Source organism: Saccharococcus thermophilus (assembly GCF_011761475.1).
Taxonomy (GTDB): domain Bacteria; phylum Bacillota; class Bacilli; order Bacillales; family Anoxybacillaceae; genus Saccharococcus; species Saccharococcus thermophilus.
On record NZ_JAASRS010000001.1, the window covers coordinates 1108745 to 1127332 of the forward strand.

The 18588-nt window shown below is 45.4% G+C and carries 15 protein-coding genes; all 15 read left to right on the plus strand.

Annotation, left to right across the window (positions count from 1 at the left end):
- On the plus strand, positions 1 to 1014 hold the full coding sequence (cydB, locus tag BDD39_RS05705) for a cytochrome d ubiquinol oxidase subunit II (RefSeq protein ID WP_166908927.1): 1014 nt from the start codon (positions 1 to 3) through the stop codon (positions 1012 to 1014).
- Positions 1014 to 2729, plus strand: a complete 1716-nt coding sequence (gene cydD, locus BDD39_RS05710; protein WP_166908929.1) for a thiol reductant ABC exporter subunit CydD — start codon at positions 1014 to 1016, stop codon at positions 2727 to 2729. The genes cydB and cydD overlap by 1 nt, the downstream gene beginning before the upstream one ends.
- Positions 2729 to 4474: a thiol reductant ABC exporter subunit CydC gene (cydC, locus tag BDD39_RS05715; protein WP_166908931.1), complete on the plus strand. Its 1746-nt coding sequence runs from the start codon at positions 2729 to 2731 to the stop codon at positions 4472 to 4474. Before cydD ends, cydC begins: the two co-directional genes overlap by 1 nt.
- Before the next feature lie 1320 nt (positions 4475 to 5794).
- Positions 5795 to 6679 (plus strand): FAD binding domain-containing protein, encoded by an 885-nt coding sequence (locus BDD39_RS05720; protein WP_166908933.1) that lies wholly within the window; start codon positions 5795 to 5797, stop codon positions 6677 to 6679.
- Positions 6676 to 7185 carry a (2Fe-2S)-binding protein gene (locus BDD39_RS05725; RefSeq protein WP_166908935.1) on the plus strand — a complete coding sequence of 170 codons (510 nt, stop codon included), beginning with the start codon at positions 6676 to 6678 and terminating at the stop codon, positions 7183 to 7185. Before BDD39_RS05720 ends, BDD39_RS05725 begins: the two co-directional genes overlap by 4 nt.
- 10 nt (positions 7186 to 7195) lie before the next feature.
- A complete protein-coding gene (locus BDD39_RS05730) occupies positions 7196 to 9517 on the plus strand; it encodes an aerobic carbon-monoxide dehydrogenase large subunit (RefSeq protein ID WP_166912282.1) in 2322 nt (773 codons plus the stop codon).
- 113 nt (positions 9518 to 9630) lie between these two features.
- The gene (locus BDD39_RS05735; protein ID WP_341801450.1) at positions 9631 to 10608 is read left to right on the plus strand and encodes an XdhC family protein; all 978 of its coding nucleotides are present in this window, start codon (positions 9631 to 9633) and stop codon (positions 10606 to 10608) included.
- Between the two features lie 133 nt (positions 10609 to 10741).
- Positions 10742 to 11185 (plus strand): SRPBCC family protein, encoded by a 444-nt coding sequence (locus tag BDD39_RS05740; RefSeq protein ID WP_166908939.1) that lies wholly within the window; start codon positions 10742 to 10744, stop codon positions 11183 to 11185.
- 17 nt (positions 11186 to 11202) lie between these two features.
- The gene (locus BDD39_RS05745) at positions 11203 to 12063 is read left to right on the plus strand and encodes an AAA family ATPase (protein ID WP_166908941.1); all 861 of its coding nucleotides are present in this window, start codon (positions 11203 to 11205) and stop codon (positions 12061 to 12063) included.
- The gene (locus BDD39_RS05750; RefSeq protein WP_166908943.1) at positions 12051 to 13175 is read left to right on the plus strand and encodes a vWA domain-containing protein; all 1125 of its coding nucleotides are present in this window, start codon (positions 12051 to 12053) and stop codon (positions 13173 to 13175) included. Before BDD39_RS05745 ends, BDD39_RS05750 begins: the two co-directional genes overlap by 13 nt.
- A 38-nt stretch (positions 13176 to 13213) precedes the next feature.
- On the plus strand, positions 13214 to 13987 hold the full coding sequence (locus BDD39_RS05755; protein ID WP_166908946.1) for a cytochrome c oxidase assembly protein: 774 nt from the start codon (positions 13214 to 13216) through the stop codon (positions 13985 to 13987).
- Positions 13988 to 14285: 298 nt separating this feature from the next.
- The gene (locus BDD39_RS16670; RefSeq protein ID WP_166908948.1) at positions 14286 to 15335 is read left to right on the plus strand and encodes an XdhC family protein; all 1050 of its coding nucleotides are present in this window, start codon (positions 14286 to 14288) and stop codon (positions 15333 to 15335) included.
- A 333-nt stretch (positions 15336 to 15668) separates the two neighbouring features.
- Positions 15669 to 16274 (plus strand): nucleotidyltransferase family protein, encoded by a 606-nt coding sequence (locus tag BDD39_RS05765; RefSeq protein WP_166908950.1) that lies wholly within the window; start codon positions 15669 to 15671, stop codon positions 16272 to 16274.
- Positions 16275 to 16623: 349 nt separating this feature from the next.
- Positions 16624 to 17106, plus strand: coding sequence for a MogA/MoaB family molybdenum cofactor biosynthesis protein (locus tag BDD39_RS05775; protein WP_166908952.1), 483 nt, complete (start codon positions 16624 to 16626; stop codon positions 17104 to 17106).
- A gap of 191 nt (positions 17107 to 17297) precedes the next feature.
- Positions 17298 to 18545: a molybdopterin molybdotransferase MoeA gene (locus BDD39_RS05780; RefSeq protein ID WP_166908954.1), complete on the plus strand. Its 1248-nt coding sequence runs from the start codon at positions 17298 to 17300 to the stop codon at positions 18543 to 18545.
- Positions 18546 to 18588: the final 43 nt, after the last annotated feature.

Consider the following 18588-nt stretch of genomic DNA (forward strand, 5'->3'; position numbering starts at 1 on the left):
ATGGAATTGAGTGAAATTTGGTTTGTCTTAATCTCTGTACTCTTTATTGGCTTCTTCTTTCTTGAAGGTTTTGATTTTGGTGTAGGAATGTCGACTCGTTTCCTGGCCCGTAATCAAAAAGAGAGGACCGTAATGGTGAATGCAATCGGTCCTTTCTGGGACGCGAATGAAGTATGGCTAATAACTGGAGCGGGCGCCATTTTTGCCGCATTTCCGCACTGGTATGCGACGATGTTCAGCGGCTATTACTTACTGATGCTGGCAGTCTTGCTGAGCCTAATTGGACGCGGCGTTGCTTTTGAATATCGCCGCAAAGTTGAAGATGCGCGCTGGACGAATGTTTGGGACTGGGTGATCTTTTTCGGAAGTATGCTGCCGCCGTTCCTTCTAGGTGTTCTGTTTACAAGCATGCTTAAGGGTGTGCCGATCCATAAAGATATGAATATGGAAGCCGGGTTCTCGGATGTTATAAATATTTATTCCATTTGGGGCGGCTTAACGATTACATTGCTGTGCTTATTGCATGGTTTGACTTTCCTATCATTAAAAACAGAAGGAGAAATCAGACATCGGTCGGCTGCATTGGCTAAAAAATTGGTATTGGCCGTATTTGGATCACTTGTCGTCTTTGTAGGACTTTCTTGGTTGATGACAGATATTTTTGAGGCGCGCCCTATCCTTGAACTTATTATTGTCGTATTAATTGTGCTTGCTGTTGGATTATCATACTTTTTCATTTCCAATAAGCGCGAAGGAATGGCATTCACCATGACAGGGCTTGGGATCGTGTTAACAGTATCATCGATTTTCGTCGGACTGTTCCCAAGGGTGATGGTCAGTTCCTTGAACAAAGCTTTTAATTTAACGGTCTACAACGCATCCAGCGGGGTGTATTCCCTGAAAATAATGACAATTGTGGCCGTAACTATTTTACCGTTTGTTTTAGGATATACTATTTATAGCTATTACGTATTTCGCAAACGAGTATCTGACAAGGAGCATTTAACGTACTGATGGATAAGGCGTTGTTCTCTTACAAAGGAATTAAGCCGGTTTTAGCTGGTCTGGCGATATTAACGGCTATTCAAGGTGCTATCATTATTATTCAGGCTTATTTTTTGGCAGACGCAATCTCCTCCCTTTTCGGGGGAGATTCGTTTGCCAATGTCTTTATAAAGTTGATTATTTTCTTTCTTGCATTGGTTGTACGCCAACTGCTTACCGTTTGGAAAAGAAATATAGCCTACCATTTTGCTGCCAGAACGAGTAAAGAGTTTCGGGAATCATTGCTGCAAAAGCTGTTTCAACTAGGTCCTCGTTTTGTAAAAGAAGAAGGCTCCGGGCAGACAATCACCTTAGTTATGGAAGGAATGATGAAATTCCGCCGCTATTTGGAGCTTATTCTTCCAAAATCGATGAATTCGGCGATTATACCTGTCATGATCTGCATCTTTATCTTTTTTGTAAATACCCGCTCTGCTGTCATTTTGGCCCTAGCCGTTCCGATACTTATTGCTTTTATGATCTTGCTTGGATTGGCGGCAAAGAGTAAGGCTGATCGCCAATATGAATCCTATCAAATGCTGTCCAATCATTTTGTCGATTCGTTGAGAGGACTGGAGACACTCAAATATTTGGGATTAAGCCGGCAGCACATCAACAAAATTATTTTAGTAAGCGAAAGATATCGACGGGCTACCATGGGAACTTTGCGTATCGCCTTTTTATCTTCGTTTGCATTGGATTTTTTTACAATGCTTTCCATAGCGACCGTCGCCGTTTTTCTTGGAATCGATTTAATCAACGGGAAGATGGGGTTGCGTCCAGCGTTGACTATTCTGATCCTGGCACCGGAGTATTTCCTTCCAATCAGGGAGGTGGGGGCCGATTACCATGCGACACTTGACGGTAAAGAAGCGGGCAAAAAGATTCAGGAAATCCTCGATAAGGAATCGTTGCAACAAAAACAGGATCCTATCCCCCCTTGGAAATCAACAAGCACATTTTCTGTTAAAGGAGTAAGTGTACATTTTGCTGACAGCAGTCGTCCGGCTTTGCAAGATATCCAATTTTCTGTTTCAGGCTCAAAAAAAATTGGAATTATTGGAGCCAGTGGTGCAGGAAAATCTACATTGATTGATGTTCTAAGTGGATTTTTAACACCTTCGTCAGGTGAATTTCAGATAAACGGCAAGAAGTTAACTACTTTATCTCAGTTGAATTGGCAAAGCCAAATAACGTATATTCCCCAACATCCTTATATATTTCACGATACCGTTTTAAACAATATTCGCTTTTATGATCCGGAGGCAACTGTGAAAGAAGTAGAGAAGGCAGCAGAAGCAGCGGGCCTCACCGAAATGATTCGATCGCTGCCGCAGGGATTTGAGACAATCATAGGGGAAGGCGGCCGGAGCCTAAGTGGCGGACAAGAACAACGGATCGCCCTCGCACGGGCATTCTTAAGCAACCGTCCTATCATCATGCTTGATGAGCCAACTGCCCATCTTGATATTGAAACGGAATACGAATTAAAAGAGACAATGTTAAAATTGTTTAACGGCAAACTCGTATTTTTTGCCACCCATCGTTTGCATTGGATGCTTGATATGGATCAAATCATTGTTCTTGATCAAGGCAAAATAGTGGAAATCGGAACACACGAACAGTTAATAAGGCAGAATTCTACTTATTATCAGCTTGTTAAAACACAAATGAGGGGTATCTAATGGACAAGGAGAATTGGATCTTCCCATATTTGCGTCAATATCGCGGCTTGTTTGCGTTGGCTATTCTTCTTGGTTCGCTCACCATTCTCTTTGGCGGAGCATTGATGTTTACTTCGGGTTATTTAATTTCTAAAGCGGCGACACAACCTGAATCCATTTTAATGGTTTATGTGCCGATTGTTGGTGTCCGTACATTTGGAATTGGCCGAGCTGTGCTTAGCTATGTGGAGAGACTGACAGGACACCAATTCATTTTGAAAATACTTTCCGAAATGCGCGTCCGCTTATATAAAATCATTGAGCCGCAGGCATTGTTCCTTCGTTCCCGCTTACGCACGGGTGACGTTCTTGGTGTACTCGCCGATGATATTGAACATTTGCAGGATTTTTACTTAAAAATACTGTTTCCTTCGATTGTTTCATTAGTCATTTACACAGTGATTATTATTTGTGCAGGACTTTTCTCGATTCCATTCGCCATTCTCCTGGCTGTGTTAATAGGGCTGTTGGTTTTTGTCGGTCCAATTATTTCATACATTTATATGAAAACAAAAAATGAACAATGGAAAAGGGGAAGACATCAACTTTATCAACAGTTTACCGATACGATTTTTGGTATAAGCGACTGGATATTTAGCGGAAAATACGCGGATTATATTCGGCGATACGAAAAACAAGAACAAAAACTGCTTGAGCTTGAAACGAAGAAACATTCCTTTGTGAACTGGCGGGACGTTATGAATCAGATTGTGCTTGGTGCCATTGTCATCATAGCCATCTATTGGGCCAATGAGCAAACGCTAAGTGGAGAATTCGCACCCACGCTGATTGCAGCTTGTGGTCTTGTAGCACTGTCCTTAGTGGAATCCTTTTTACCGATTGCAGGGGCAGTTAGTGAAACATCATCCTATCAAGATTCATTAAAGCGTCTTGGAGCTATTCAAGCAGAGTCCTCTCAACCTCAGATAGAAGCAGATGGATGGAAAGATTCGCTAGACTTATCTCAAGTAACGATTGAAATAAACCATTTATCATTTGGATATACTTCTGAAACACCGCTTCTGGACGATTTTAGTTTAAAAATAGAACAGGGGGAGAAGATTGCCATTATCGGGCGCAGCGGATCCGGAAAATCGACACTATTGAAATTAATTCAAGGGGCACTTGTACCGACTCGTGGGGAAGTGCGTATAAACGGGATAAATGCACATGAGTTGTCTTCGGTTGTTCCAAAATTAATGGCTGTTCTCAACCAAAAGCCTTATTTATTCAATACATCCGTTATGAACAACATCCGCCTTGGCAACCCGGAAGCAACGGACGAAGAAGTGTATGAAGTAGCCAAGATGGTTCAATTGCATGAGATGATTATGCAATTGCCTAAAGGGTATGAGACGAACATGCATGAAACAGGTTCTCGCTTTTCCGGCGGCGAACGGCAAAGAATCGCACTTGCACGGATATTATTGCAAAACACTCCGATAGTCATCATGGATGAACCGACAGTTGGGCTCGATCCAATCACAGAAGCGAACCTATTGGCTACCATTTTCGCTACACTGAAGGGAAAAACCATTATTTGGGTAACGCATCATTTGATAGGGGTGGAGAAAATGGATCGCATCCTTTTCCTTGAAAAAGGAAAAATCACCATGGACGGCAGCCATCAACAACTGCTTAAAAGTGAGGAAAGATATCGGCGATTATATGCACTGGATCGCCCGCTTTACGGAAGTAAGTGGTAGGGAATGGGAGGCTATGATTCATATTCAGCCTCCAACTAGAGAAAGTTAGAAGGAAGGGGTTAACACCTCATTGTTCCTGTCCACGCGGGCAATATCATGAAGGCCAAAAGGTGAAGAAGGTGAATTGAGAACAAATATCCACCATCCAAAAGAAGAAACGTGTATGTGCTCCTCTTCAGCAACTTAATAGAAGGAAAACGCATTTACTTTTCCCTTCCCAAATAAAAAGGGTGTTTTCTCGCCGAGAAGCACCCTTTTTGCGTTACTTTCTATCAATAGCTACAAGATTTATTGTGCAAAAACTTTGGAGATATGGGTTTCATTTTATTTCCACCAAACCCGCTAAAATCAAGGGGAAGTCCCATCTTTTTTTTATTCTTTTATTCCTTCTTTTTTTAACAGTCTGTTATGTAGTTTAGAATTCCTCCTGTTTTCTTCTCCTTTTTGACCAACCATTTGAATTCCCAATTGTAATAATTTCTCTTTGCAGTAGTTTCTTTATCCGCATGGGATATAGTAGGATGATAAATTCTTCACAATTAAAAGGAATGTTGGCAAAAGGGTTATAAAATACAGTTAGGACGTCTAACAACTTTTCTGTTTGAGCACTCTCAGCGCTATATATAAGATCATCTCTAATCATTCTTGCTTTCCCGCAGCCGTTAAACTACTAATAAAATGACTCTGTAAACTTGGTGGAGTCAAATATTGTAGTAAAAATACTGAGTAAACATTACCTTACGATGATTCCGAAACAGTTGACAATTCTGAATATTTGTTACTATAATAATATTTGCAAAGATCGCCTCAGATTTTTGTCTCGTTGTTCAATGAATGTATCTCTTCAACAAGTTTTAAACAATCTTTATCACCAAAACAGTGAAGCTACAAAATTTGACATCGGAAAGGGGGTTAATGTTTTATTTAGAACTGAATATATTTTGCATTAAGGCAACTGTCGCAATACACATATTCAATTTACCTCTGTATAAACACTTTCTTTATTAGAAAATAAAGGATCGCAGTTCAGTTTGAAACCTTCATGTGCAGGTTGATTCAATTAATATGAAATATGAAAGCGCATTCTTTTGCGACTAAGAGAATATGTTTGCACGCAGGTGAAGGAAAAAATCTTTAGTATGTCAGAAACTACCGACTTTAGTCGTGTAGAGATTCAAGTAAAAATTCAAACAACGAAATTCTTAGTCAGGCGAGAGATAGTGAGGGGGAATCCGGCAATTGGAGAAGGCGCGAGATGCGCGCATCTAAAGAAGACTTGTTCACAATGCTCTCGTCATTTAGACAAAAGGGGGTTTCTAAATGTTTCCCAATGCATTCAAATACGAAGCACCGACATCTGTCGACGAAGCCATTCGCTTAATGGATGAGTATGGCTATGACGGCAAAGTATTGGCGGGCGGCCAAAGTTTATTGCCAATGATGAAGTTACGGGTCGCGGCTCCCGCTGTAATTATTGATATTAATAAACTCGATGAGCTTAAAGGATGGAGTAAAGTCAACGGGAAATTACGGATCGGTGCGGTGACACGTCAAGCTGAGTTGGAGCATGCGACAGAACTCCGCGAACAATTTCCGCTTCTGTCTCGCACTGCCCGCTGGGTTGCAGATCCATTGGTTCGCAACCTCGGAACGGTTGTCGGTTCGCTCGTTCACGCAGATCCTGCCTCAGATTGGGGGACTGCAATGCTTGCCCTAAATGCGGTGGTGGAAGCACGAGGACCGAAGGGAGAACGGTTGATTCCTATTGACGAGTTTTTAGTGGATACATTTACCACAGCGCTGGATGAAAACGAACTTGCCGTTGCGTTGCACTTGCCAATTCCAACTAAACCAGTGGCTGCCCGCTATATGAAGCTCAAACGTAAAGCTGGCGATTTCGCAATTGCAGGGCTGGCTGTACAAGTCGCTGTTGACAATGATGGCCGCGTGTCTGAGGCAGGCATCGGCATATGCAATTGCGGGCCGATCCCTTTGCGAGCTGTTAAGGCAGAAGAGGCTCTCATCGGAGAACGTCTGACAGCGAAGACGATTGAGAACGTATCAAAGCTTGTTCCGGAAGAGGCGGAGCCTGTTGATGATCTACGGGGCAGTGCAGACTATAAGAAGGATCTTTTACGTGTGTTTGCTGCACGCGCACTCCGCGAAATCGCGGAAGAGTTGCATGGAAAGGTGGAGGTCCAATGAAGATCCGTGTCAAGGTTAATGGGCAACTGTACGAATCAGATGTTGAGCCACGTACGTTGTTGGCTTATTACCTGCGTGATGAACTAAAACTAACGGGTACGCATATCGGTTGTGATACAACCAGCTGTGGTGCTTGTACAGTGTTGTTGGACGGGAAAGCCGTCAAGTCGTGCACCGTACTTGCTGTGCAAGCGGATGGGCGTGAGGTGTTGACGGTCGAAGGATTGGAAAAAGACGGTGAAATGCATCCGTTGCAGAAAGCATTTTGGGAGGAACATGCCCTGCAGTGTGGCTACTGTACACCAGGTATGCTAATGTCTTCCTACGCACTGCTTAAGGAAAATCCAGCGCCGACTGAGGAGCAAATTCGCGAGGGACTTTCGGGCAATATTTGCCGCTGTACAGGATATGTGAATATCGTGAAGGCTGTCAAGTCCGCCGCCCGCAAAATGGCGACTCAAGAATCATTAGAGGAGGTGGCCACAAGTGGCACTTCAACAGACTGAGTTGCGTCCAATGGGTAAATCGATTGCCCGTAAAGAGGATCCGCGGTTTCTTCGCGGGAAAGGTCGCTACGTGGATGATGTAATTCTGCCGAATATGCTTTATATGGCAATTTTACGCAGTCCGTACGCACATGCCCGCATTCGTCGAATCGATACGTCAGCTGCATTGGCCGCGCCCGGCGTCAAATTGGTGCTCACAGGTGAAGATCTGGCCAAAATGAACCTTGCATGGATGCCGACTTTGAATGGCGACCAACAGATGGTGTTGGCCGTGGACAAGGTTCTGTTTCAGTACCAAGAAGTCGCCGCCGTCGTTGCGGAGACGCGCGCCCAAGCGGAAGACGCTCTGCAGTTGATCGAAGTCGATTACGAGCCATTGCCGGTTGTGGTGGATCCGTTCAAGGCGCTTGAGCCGGATGCTCCTATCCTCCGTGAAGATCGGGAGAAAAAGTCGAACCACATCTGGCACTGGGAGTCGGGAGATCGAGAAGAAACAGAGAACGTCTTTCGTGATGCACCGGTTGTCGTCAAGCAAGATGTGCGCTTCCAGCGTGTCCATCCTTCGCCGCTTGAGCCGTGTGGATGTGTCGCTGATTACAATACGGTAACAGGTCGGTTGACGTTTTATGTTACTTCCCAAGCGCCTCATGTCCATCGGACCGTGATCGCGATGTTAAGCGGTATTCCTGAACATCAGATTCGCGTTATTTCGCCTGATATTGGCGGAGGTTTTGGGAACAAAGTTGGTGTCTATCCGGGATACGTCATTGCGATTGCTGCTTCGGTGAAGTTAGGTGTGCCTGTTAAATGGATTGAAACGAGAACAGAAAATATCGCGAGCACTTCGTTCGCGCGCGACTTCCACATGACGTGCGAGATTGCTGCGCGCGAGGATGGCAAAGTGTTGGGATTGCGGGTGAAAACTATCGCCGACCATGGTGCCTTTGACGCGGCGGCTAATCCGACCAAATTTCCGGCTGGTCTGTTCAACATTGTGACAGGTTCGTATGATTTCAAGGCCGCATTCGTCGAAGTGGATGCCGTTTATACTAACAAGGCTCCTGGTGGTGTTGCATACCGCTGTTCCTTCCGTGTCACAGAAGCAGCGTACCTGATTGAACGGACAATGGACGTACTGGCGCAAAGGTTGAAGATCGATCCGGCCGAACTGCGCTTCCGTAATTTCATTCGCAAGGACCAGTTCCCATACAAATCTCCGACCGGATGGGTGTACGACAGCGGAGATTACGAAAAAACGTTGAAACTTGCCTTAGAACGGATTGGGTATGACGAATTGCGAAAAGAACAGGCAGAGAAACGAGCCCGCGGTGAATTCATGGGTATTGGCATCTCCACTTTTACGGAGATTGTCGGTGGAGGGCCAAAAAATACATTCGATATTCTCGGAATCAAGATGTTCGACAGCGCGGAGATCCGCATCCATCCAACTGGAAAGGTGATTGCACGGCTCGGTGTGCGGCACCAAGGCCAAGGGCATGAGACGACATTCGCCCAAATCATCGCCGAAGAGCTCGGATTGAGTGCGGATGATGTGTTGATTGAGGAAGGAGATACTGATACCGCCCCTTATGGATTAGGCACGTACGCCAGCCGCTCTACGCCGACGGCGGGTGCTGCTGCAGCGCTCTGCGCGCGCAGAATTCGCGAAAAGGCACGCAAAATCGCCGCACATCTGCTAGAAGTCGGTGAAGATGACGTTGTATGGGACGGCACCGCCTTTTCCGCAAAAGGTTTGCCGGGGAAATCGGTGACGATGAAAGATGTTGCTTTTGCCGCTTACACGGATGTGCCTGAAGGCGTGGAGCCTGGTTTGGAAGCGACTTACTACTACGATCCTCCGAACCTCACTTTCCCTCACGGGGCTTACATCGCGGTGGTCGATATCGACAAGGGAACGGGAGCTGTCAAAGTGCGGCGGTTCTTGGCTGTTGACGATTGCGGCAATGTGATCAATCCGATGATCGTTGAGGGACAGGTACACGGGGGACTCACGGAAGGGTTTGCCATTGCGTTCATGCAAGATATTCCGTACGATTCGAACGGTAACTGTCTGGCGCCAAACTGGATGGACTATTTAGTCCCGACAGCTCTAGACACACCACATTGGGAAACAGATCGGACGGTGACACCGTCGCCGCATCATCCGATTGGCGCAAAAGGCGTCGGAGAGTCGCCGAATGTCGGTTCTCCAGCCGCGTTTGTCAATGCGGTGGTGGATGCCCTGTCACCACTTGGCGTAGAGCACATTGACATGCCACTTTATCCATGGAAGATATGGGAAATTTTGAGAGAACACGGTATTAATGAATAATTCAGTACTTGGCATGGATCTAAGATTAACATCGATTAAGGAGGGGAAAGCCCGGTGGCGTTAATGCCGCCGGGTCATACAAAATGGATCTTGTTTGGGAAACAGCAAAGAGCATGGATGAACGAGTTGAACCGTATGTCATGGTGACAGTTGTCCGACGTGTGCGGCCAAGTTCGGCGACAGTTGGAGATAAGGCAATTGTGACGGCGGATGGAAAAATGATAGGTTTTGTAGGTGGGCATTGTACGCGGGAGTTGGTTATCAATCAAGCGCAGGAGTGTCTTCGAACTGGAGAAAAAAGACTTTTGCTTGTAACCCCGCAACCACCGGTCCATGTGGAGGAAGGAGTTACAGTCCTTCCGATGACTTGTGCATCTGAAGGGACAGTTGAACTTTTTTTAGAACCGAAACATGTTGATCCTTTGTTGATTATTGTGGGTGATTCCCCGATTGCGCATGCTCTTGAAGAAATGGCACCCCGATTTGCTTTTGTGCCACGTCGGATCTCATTGGAAGAAGTGGAAAACAGCAGCCCGGAAGAACCGTTGGAGGTATTGCGCAATCAAGTAGCTACTTTCACCAATACAATGGCTTATGGTGTCGTAGCTACGATGGGTTTGTATGATAGTGAAGGTCTGTTGGCACTAATCCATTGTAAGCTGCGGTATTTGGGGTTGGTCACCAGTCCGAAGCGTTGGGTGACTGTAAGTAGCGGATTGGAAGCGGCTGGGGCGCCAAAAGAGTTTATTGACTTTATCACGGCTCCCGCGGGGTTAGACATTGGTGCTGTAGGAGCACAAGAGATTGCCCTTAGTATCCTTGCTCAAATCGTGGAACGCCGTCGCCGGGATTTGAATGTGCAGTGGGAAGGACAACCAAAAGAGGGGATTTCGGAATCAGAAACACTGTCCGCAAACGGCGATCGTATCGCAGTATCTCCAATAGTGGTGGATCCGGTTTGTGGTATGACTGTAAACTTGGAGAAAACCCAATTCCGACTTGAACTGGATGGCACTACCTACGGCTTCTGCTGCTCTGGCTGTCGAGACCGTTTTGCTAAAAATCCGGAAGCATTTCTTAGTCACACATGATAAGATAACACATCCGGATTGGTTCGCATGGTGTTGCATTGAAAGGGAACTTTTGCTTTTTTCAGGCTGATCAACTGCTAACTGGTGACTGATGTACTAAATTTAAATTTATAACTAAGAGGAGGAAAATTAAATGTTAAAATATGGAGGAGAATATACGATTAAGTTACCACGGGAGGAAGTTTGGAAGTTTATTACAGATCCACACAAAGTGGTGCCTTGCGTTCCCGACTTGATTGAATCTAACATAGAGGGTGATAATCGTTTTCAAGTTATTGTAAAGGTTGGCATAGGACCTGTTCGTGGTAAGTTCAAACTCGAGTGCGAATTGTCACCTATTGAACCGGGAGCTGTAATGGCTATGCTGATCAAAGGTGGAGGAATGGGAAGCGGAGTAGAGATGAACGCAGAAGTAAAACTTAGCGACACCGATGATGGTACCCTCTTGAAATGGGAGTGTGAAGGAGCTATCAGTGGACCGATCGCGAGCCTTGGTGGTCGTTTGATTGATAACCAAGCGAAGAAAATCATACAGCAGGTATTTGAAAATCTTGAGAAGGCATTTGCTTCCGTGTAGAAAGGAAGATTGACTGAATGAACGAACAAGTGCGCAGGCTACAAGAGGAATTGCATCGTTCTCACTATGTGGTAGAAGAAGGGCTAGCAACCGTAGTGCACTTGGCACAGCGGCTAGCCCGTCCGCTGCTTTTAGAAGGCCCTGCAGGTGTAGGAAAGACGGCATTGGCGAAAGCGCTTGCTACTGTCCGTTCCGTAAACCTTGTTCGCTTGCAGTGCTATGAAGGATTGGATGCGAGTCAGGCGCTGTACGATTGGGACTACCCAAAACAGCTGCTAACTGCACGCACTGCCTTTACTGACGGTGTCGTAAAACAAGAGGCACTTTACAGTGAGTCGTTTCTCATTGAACGGCCGCTTTTACGTGCGCTACGAGAGAGACCGGCGCCAGTACTGCTGATTGACGAAGTAGATCGCGCCGACGAGGAATTCGAAGCATTACTGTTGGAATTTCTATCAGAATTCCAAATTACCATTCCCGAGCTGGGAACCTTTCGCGCTTCTGAACCACCTATAGTTATTTTAACGTCTAATCGCACGCGTGACTTGTCGGACGCCTTGCGTCGCCGTTGTCTGTACTTTTGGGTCGATTATCCGACATTTGAACAGGAGGCGGCTATCATCTCACTGCATGTGCCGCAGATCGCACCTAAACTTGTGAAACAAATCGTGTTTAGTGTGCGTCGGCTGCGCAAGTTGTCGCTACTCAAGCCGCCTGGATTAGCAGAATCGATTGATTTTGCACAGGCGCTGACGGAATTGGGCGCACAGGAGCTGAACGAAGAAGCGATTCGACATACCCTTGGGTGTTTGTTGAAGACGCAGGAAGACATGGACTTTCTAAGGGAGAGGGGATTCGATCTGCTATGGACCACATGACGGCTGGTGAGATAGGCCGCTTGACAGGCAGCATCGTGAGGCAGGTGACCGATTTTGCGCCTTGGCTGCGAAATCGCGGATTTCGTGCAGGAGTTCCCGAAACACTGACAGCACTTGCTGCCCTGGCTGAATTGAACCTTTCCTCCATTGATGAGGTTTGCAACGCCTTTCGCTCCATCTATGCACGAACACCAGCGGAATGGGGCATCTTTCCAACTTTGTTTGAGCAATATTTTGGTATACGGGAAGCACGTTTGGAGGAGAAACGCCGCCTGCAACCAGATGATTTGATGGGCGGAACCGGCGCCGGTGAAAAGGCGGAGCGCCCACCGCTAGAAATTACACAGGGGGTTCTCGCCGGTTATCATCCAAACGATGGAGAGCGTTTTGCTTTGCGGGCGGACGGACAAATTTTGAAGGATGTTGTTAAGCTGACCCAGTTGGCAGTGCGTACGATGGATGCACCTCGCGGCCGCAAGTGGCAGTCACGAGGCAGAGAGAAAATTGACCTACGTCAAACTATAAGGAGTGCATTGCGCCATTCAGGAGAACCGTTTGAACTCAAAATGCGCCAACGCAGTCCCGACAAGCCGCGAATTGTCCTAGTTATGGACATTTCCGGATCGATGAAACCGTATGCGCCTTTTATTACTTCTCTCGCCTGGTCATTTACGCGGGTGCGTGCACGCACGCAAATCTTTCTCTTTTCCACACGCCTGTTGCGGGTAACGTCGCTTATTGCGCGAAAAGGAGTGACAGGTATTCCCTATAGCGATTTACCGGGACTGCGGGGTGGGACCCAAATTGGCGGCGCGTTGGCACAATTGCTTCGCCGTTACTCTAGTCTTTTGCAACGGCATACGTGTGTCATTATCATATCGGATGGATTTGATGCCGGTCATCCGGAACAAATGCATACTTCCATGCGCGACTTGGCTGCTCGCGTTGGACGGGTGGTGTGGATAAATCCGCTACTTGGCGAACCTGGCTATGAACCAACTTCGGTGGGGATGTCAATAGCATTGCCTTACATTGATGCATTCGTCGATGTTCATGATGTAACAACTTGGAAAAAGGCAGTACATAGCGGGGTGCTGCGAGCAGCACCCTAAACCACCAATTGTAAATTTAGAATAAGGAGGTGAAAAAGTTGGAATCAGCTCAATATATAGACAAAACTATCTTAATGCTTACATTTTCCTTTCTTATCGTATATTTATTAATGCTTGTTAAGGTTGGTCAATTCAATAGAATGATAGTAAAAAAAATAATATGCTTTATATTGGGACTTGTTTTGATTAATCTTTGTTTTGGAAGTGCCTTAAACTTCTATAGCCATCTTTTATTTAGTGTACATATGTTCCAAATGAGCCTTCTTTGCTTTTTTATTCCTGTGCTTATCCTTTCCGGGTTGCCCGAAATTAAGGAGCATTCACGATTTCGTTTATTTGCTAAGCTCCGTAGCAGCAAGAATTTCCATCATGCTATATTAGGCCTCTTTGCTTTTATGTTCTCCTTTTACCATTTTCCAGTTGTATTTAACACTGTCATGAGCCATAAAACCTTGCATGATTTTTCAAAAGGTTTCTTAATGGCACTATCTTTTCTTGTATGGTGGCCGGTGACGGCATCTTCTTACGGTGAGAAGCCAAATAAACTAAAGCGCAATTATATTTATAAAATGCTGATATTGTTGATGCCGGCCTGTTTATTTCCTATTATTGCCAATACAGGATTATATAAAGTTTATAGTGATCCATTTTTTTTAAGAGAAACATTACATGTATGTGTTTCGCCGGGTATTGACGTGAAACAATATTTTATAAAGTTTAATTTTTTATCAACCATTGGTGATCAGAGATTAGGTGGTACGATTATGATTATTTCGCATAAGTTAGCTTCTTACTGGTTGTTGAGAGAATAAAGTTTAATGAGTTAGCCTTGGTGTAATAAACAAACAAATCGGCTCTTAACTCGGCACTGAGTGGAAGTATGTTTCATAGTATTACATAAGGACTCTTATTCGAGGCAGGTGTATTGATTGATATGATAAATTTTAAGTAACCGCTTCCATTATCGTCCTGTTTCTGCGGCTCTTCTTTCTGTCAGTAGTGAAGTGAGCTCATCTTCTATAGAGCATCAGAACCACACCATGAAAAAAACAGCACATGCTAATTTTTAATTTTAAGCTGGCATCTAAATAAAGAAGGAGAGGATAAGTTGTGTCACGTATCGATGAAGCGCGTGATGTGTTTGCCCACATTGAACAAGCTTGGTCAAAAGGGGAAAAAACCGCTTTATTGACGATTACCCAGGTACAAGGATCCGCATACCGCCTTCCTGGTTCTAAAATGATGATGACGGAAAAAGGCAATATGTTTGGTACACTCAGCGGAGGCTGCCTCGAATCGGACCTTTATGGATGGGCGGAAAAAGCAATAGAAGAAGGCGAACCCCGACTCGTAAATTATGACCTCAGTGAAAACGAAATATGGTCTCTTGGAATTGGTTGCAAAGGAACGATGGAAGTCGCTATCTTTCCTATTCATTCCGACGATCCTTTCTGGCGATCAGTGCGGGAAGCTGTCGCCCAAGATCGTGCCATCTCACTGGCTATTGAATTGCCAACAGGGGTTCGTGTCGTATTTGACGAGACAAATCCCATCGCCGGCGATATTGACATGCTGCCAGAAGCTGTCGCGCGTCAGTTGATAAGTCGTGTCGAAAATCGTACGAGAGCGGAGATAGCGATAGTCGATAATCGCCGTTTTTACATTGACACGATGCGGCCAAACGAACATTTGATCATCTGCGGCGCAGGTCACGATGCCGTACCAGTGGCGGAGCTCGCTGCTAAATGCGGATTCCGTGTAACCGTGCTCGATCCACGCAAAGAATTTAATGGAGCCAAACGCTTTCCTATGGCTAACCACTTGGTAGTTGAACCCGACCAAGTTGATCCAGCACAACTGGAGGGGAACTGGTGGCTGATTATGAACCACTTGCAAATGCGAGATGAAGCTGCGCTGCGTCTGGCACTGCAGGCAAAACCAAAATTTATAGGTATACTTGGTCCTTTGTCGCGTACTCGGGAGATGTTTCAGAATATCGGCGCCGACATGAACAGCGCACCGATTCATGCACCAGTTGGATTGGATGTTGGGGCAGAAACGATCGAAGAAGTGGCTGTTTCTATCGTGTCCGAATTACTCGCAGTGCGATCCGCCCGTCCGGGACAGCCATTGCACGGTAGAGAAAAAATTCACGTTTGACGGCTAAGGGCGCTTCTGCTTGCAGCGCCCTAATGCCTTCTTTCAAAATGTTATATCTTGAATATCGGCAAAATGATATTGACAGATCTTTCAAGGTTATCCCATCACCATTTTTTCTATGAAGCGAACTCATCAACACCTCAGGCGGCAGACAAATCGATCTGGAAGTATACATACGCTCCTAATGGATGGCATCAATTTATTCGAAAGGGCGGATCCGCATGTCCTTTCGGGAAGGAATGTTGGATTTTGCCATGTTTATTGCATTCGTAGAGCCGATTCATTTTTAATTGTTGTTTTATGAAAAGCTATTTTAATAGGTGGGAAAAGTGTATGAACGACATTGGTGCTATTATTTTAGCTGCCGGCATGTCCAAACGAATGGGACAACCAAAACAATTTCTTAACTTGCATGGAAAGCCGATGTTTCGACATGCAGTGGAAACAGCTTTAAACTCGGAACTCCGGCCAGTTGTCGTGGTGGGCGGAGAACAGACCGGGTTGCTTAAGGAACATATTCGTGATTTACCAGCTATTGTAATTCACAACCCAAATTTTGCTGAAGGGTTGTCTTCTTCGTTAAAAGCCGGGGTGAAAGCTATTCAGGACAAAGTTTCAGCAGCATTCATTTTTTTGGCCGATCAACCGTTTATTCCTGTTACGGTCGTTAAGCGATTACGGGAATCATATGAAATTGCAAAGTCAAAAAATATCAAAATTATCCGTCCCCGCTATGCATCTGTCCCTGGTCATCCAGTCTTGTTTGATGCGGAAATTTTTCCAGAGTTGCTTTGTATTGAAGGGGATCGGGGCGCACAGCAAGTCATTCAACAGCATTTAGCTGAACTGAAATATGTCGATTTTGATAATCCACTATGGGGGGTAGACATCGACACGCCAGAAGAGTGGCAAAGCTACAGTAGGAAAAATCAAAGATGATGAGGTACGGTCAGCCCTAACTATTTTTTTAGGTAGTTAAACCGATAAATGAGGCAAAACATCACTATTTCTGAATATTGTGATTAGAGAACTCTTTCCGTAAATATTTTACTCATAAGTGATGATATGGTAAAAATTGTGGCTACTGTCAAGAGGAGATGACAGGACCTATTAGCTTGTAAATGGAAGCACTGACCCTGTCAGTGTGGCGACAATCACTATTTACGATATGTGCAAGACCGAGGAAAAAAGCATCGTAAACGGCCCCATCTATTTGGTGCGGAAAACATAGGGGCAAAAGCGGTGACTATGTAAGGGAAAGCCGGATGAGAGAAAGGAGAAGTGACGATTGGGTTGGAAAGTCGGTGTATTAACGGTAAGCGATAGAGTTTTCCGCGGAGAGCGGGATGATAGGGGTGGGTTGCTTTTGTGTGAACTTGTCAGCCGTATTAATGGAGAAGTTGCAGTGTACGAGATCATTCCTGATGAACAACCGGTCATTGAGGCAACACTCGTTCGCTTTGTTGATGAGGTACGCTGTGATCTCGTGCTGACCACTGGAGGTACAGGGTTTGCACCTCGGGATGTGACGCCGGAAGCGACGAAAGCCGTGATTGAAAAGGAAGCACCTGGATTAACTGAAATGATGCGAATGAAAACACTTTTAAAAACGAAGTATGCCTCCCTTTCCCGCTCTGTAGCAGGTATTCGTAAAGAAACACTGATCATAAACTTTCCGGGAAATCCAAAAGGGGTACAAGAATGTTTCGATGTTGTGCAACCTGTCCTTTCCCACGCACTTGCTCTTATAAAAGGGAAGGACGTTCATTAGGTAAAGAATAATACGAAAGTCCGTGACTTTAGTCATAGCTAATTATAAATTTTTTATATTATAATACTTGCAATCTATCAGAAATAGTGATGAAATATATGGAAAAACAAAAAAGTATAGAAGAAGCTCTATAGTATACAAGAACTTGTCGACTTTAGACGTGCAGAGGTTCAGAGAAAGGAAGATGAAAAATGAGATTTCAGCGGGAAATTGTTGACGTTTGGGATGCGCAAAAGCGTCTTGAACCGTGGATTCATCCACTCGGTACAGAAAAAGTGAAGTTGACGGACAGCATTGGCCGATACCTTGGCGAAGATGTGGTAGCGACGCACGACTTTCCTCACTTCCGCCGGTCGATGATGGATGGGTATGCCGTCCGTTCAATTGATACAAAAGGGGCATCCGACGAACGTCCAATTACACTGCAAGTCATTGAATCGATCCCATGCGGTGCTGTTCCGACAAAAAATCTGACAGCAAATACGGCTACGCGCATTATGACTGGCGCGATGATGCCAGAAGGCGCCGACTCTGTCGTCATCATTGAATTGACAGAACAGATGCAAAAAGATGGCCAAACGTATACGGTGGTCAAAAAGGAGACGACACCGGGTGAAAACGTCATTCCCATTGGGCTAGAAATGGCAAAAGGTACGTTGATCCTGGAAAAAGGGCGCAAGATAAACCCTGGGGAAGCTGCCCTCCTCGCTGCTTTCGGTTACGATACAGTCACCGTTTCACGACGGCCGACAGTTGCTATTTTTGCCACAGGTTCGGAACTGCTTGACGTAAGCGAGCCGCTCGAGCCAGGAAAAATTCGCAACAGCAACAGTTACATGGTCGCCGCGCAAGTGTTAAATGCCGGTGGACTTCCTGTTCTCCTCGAGAAGGTGCCAGATGACGTTGGACTGGCTAAATCAATGATTCTCGATGCATTGGAAAAAGTCGATCTCGTCATTACGACTGGTGGGGCTTCCGTCGGAGACTATGACATTTTGGTCGATATCTTTGAACAGTGGGACGGTAAGATGTTGTTTAACAAAGTAGCCATGCGTCCTGGCAGCCCAACGACTGTCGGAATTTGGCGGGATAAATTTTTGTTCGCACTTTCCGGGAACCCTGGAGCGTGTTTCGTCGGGTTTGAGCTGTTCGTTCGCCCAGTTATTTGGGGGATGCAAGGAAAACCTGATATTTATCTCCCTTCGTTTTCAGCGTTTCTCGCCGAGGACTACAAAAAAAAGGATTCATTTTATCGCATCGTACGCGGAAAAAGCGAAGTAAAAGACGGAAAAATTTACGTCCGATCGGCTGGAATCGATCAGTCGAACGTCCTGTCGTCTATCCGGGATACGGATTGCTTGATTGTCATTCCTGCAGACCGGAAAGTGATGAATGCAGGCGACATGGTGAAGGTGTTACGTTTAAATGTGCCGGAGTGAATTTTCCAATGATATAAAATGGTGATGATGAAACCGTTATACT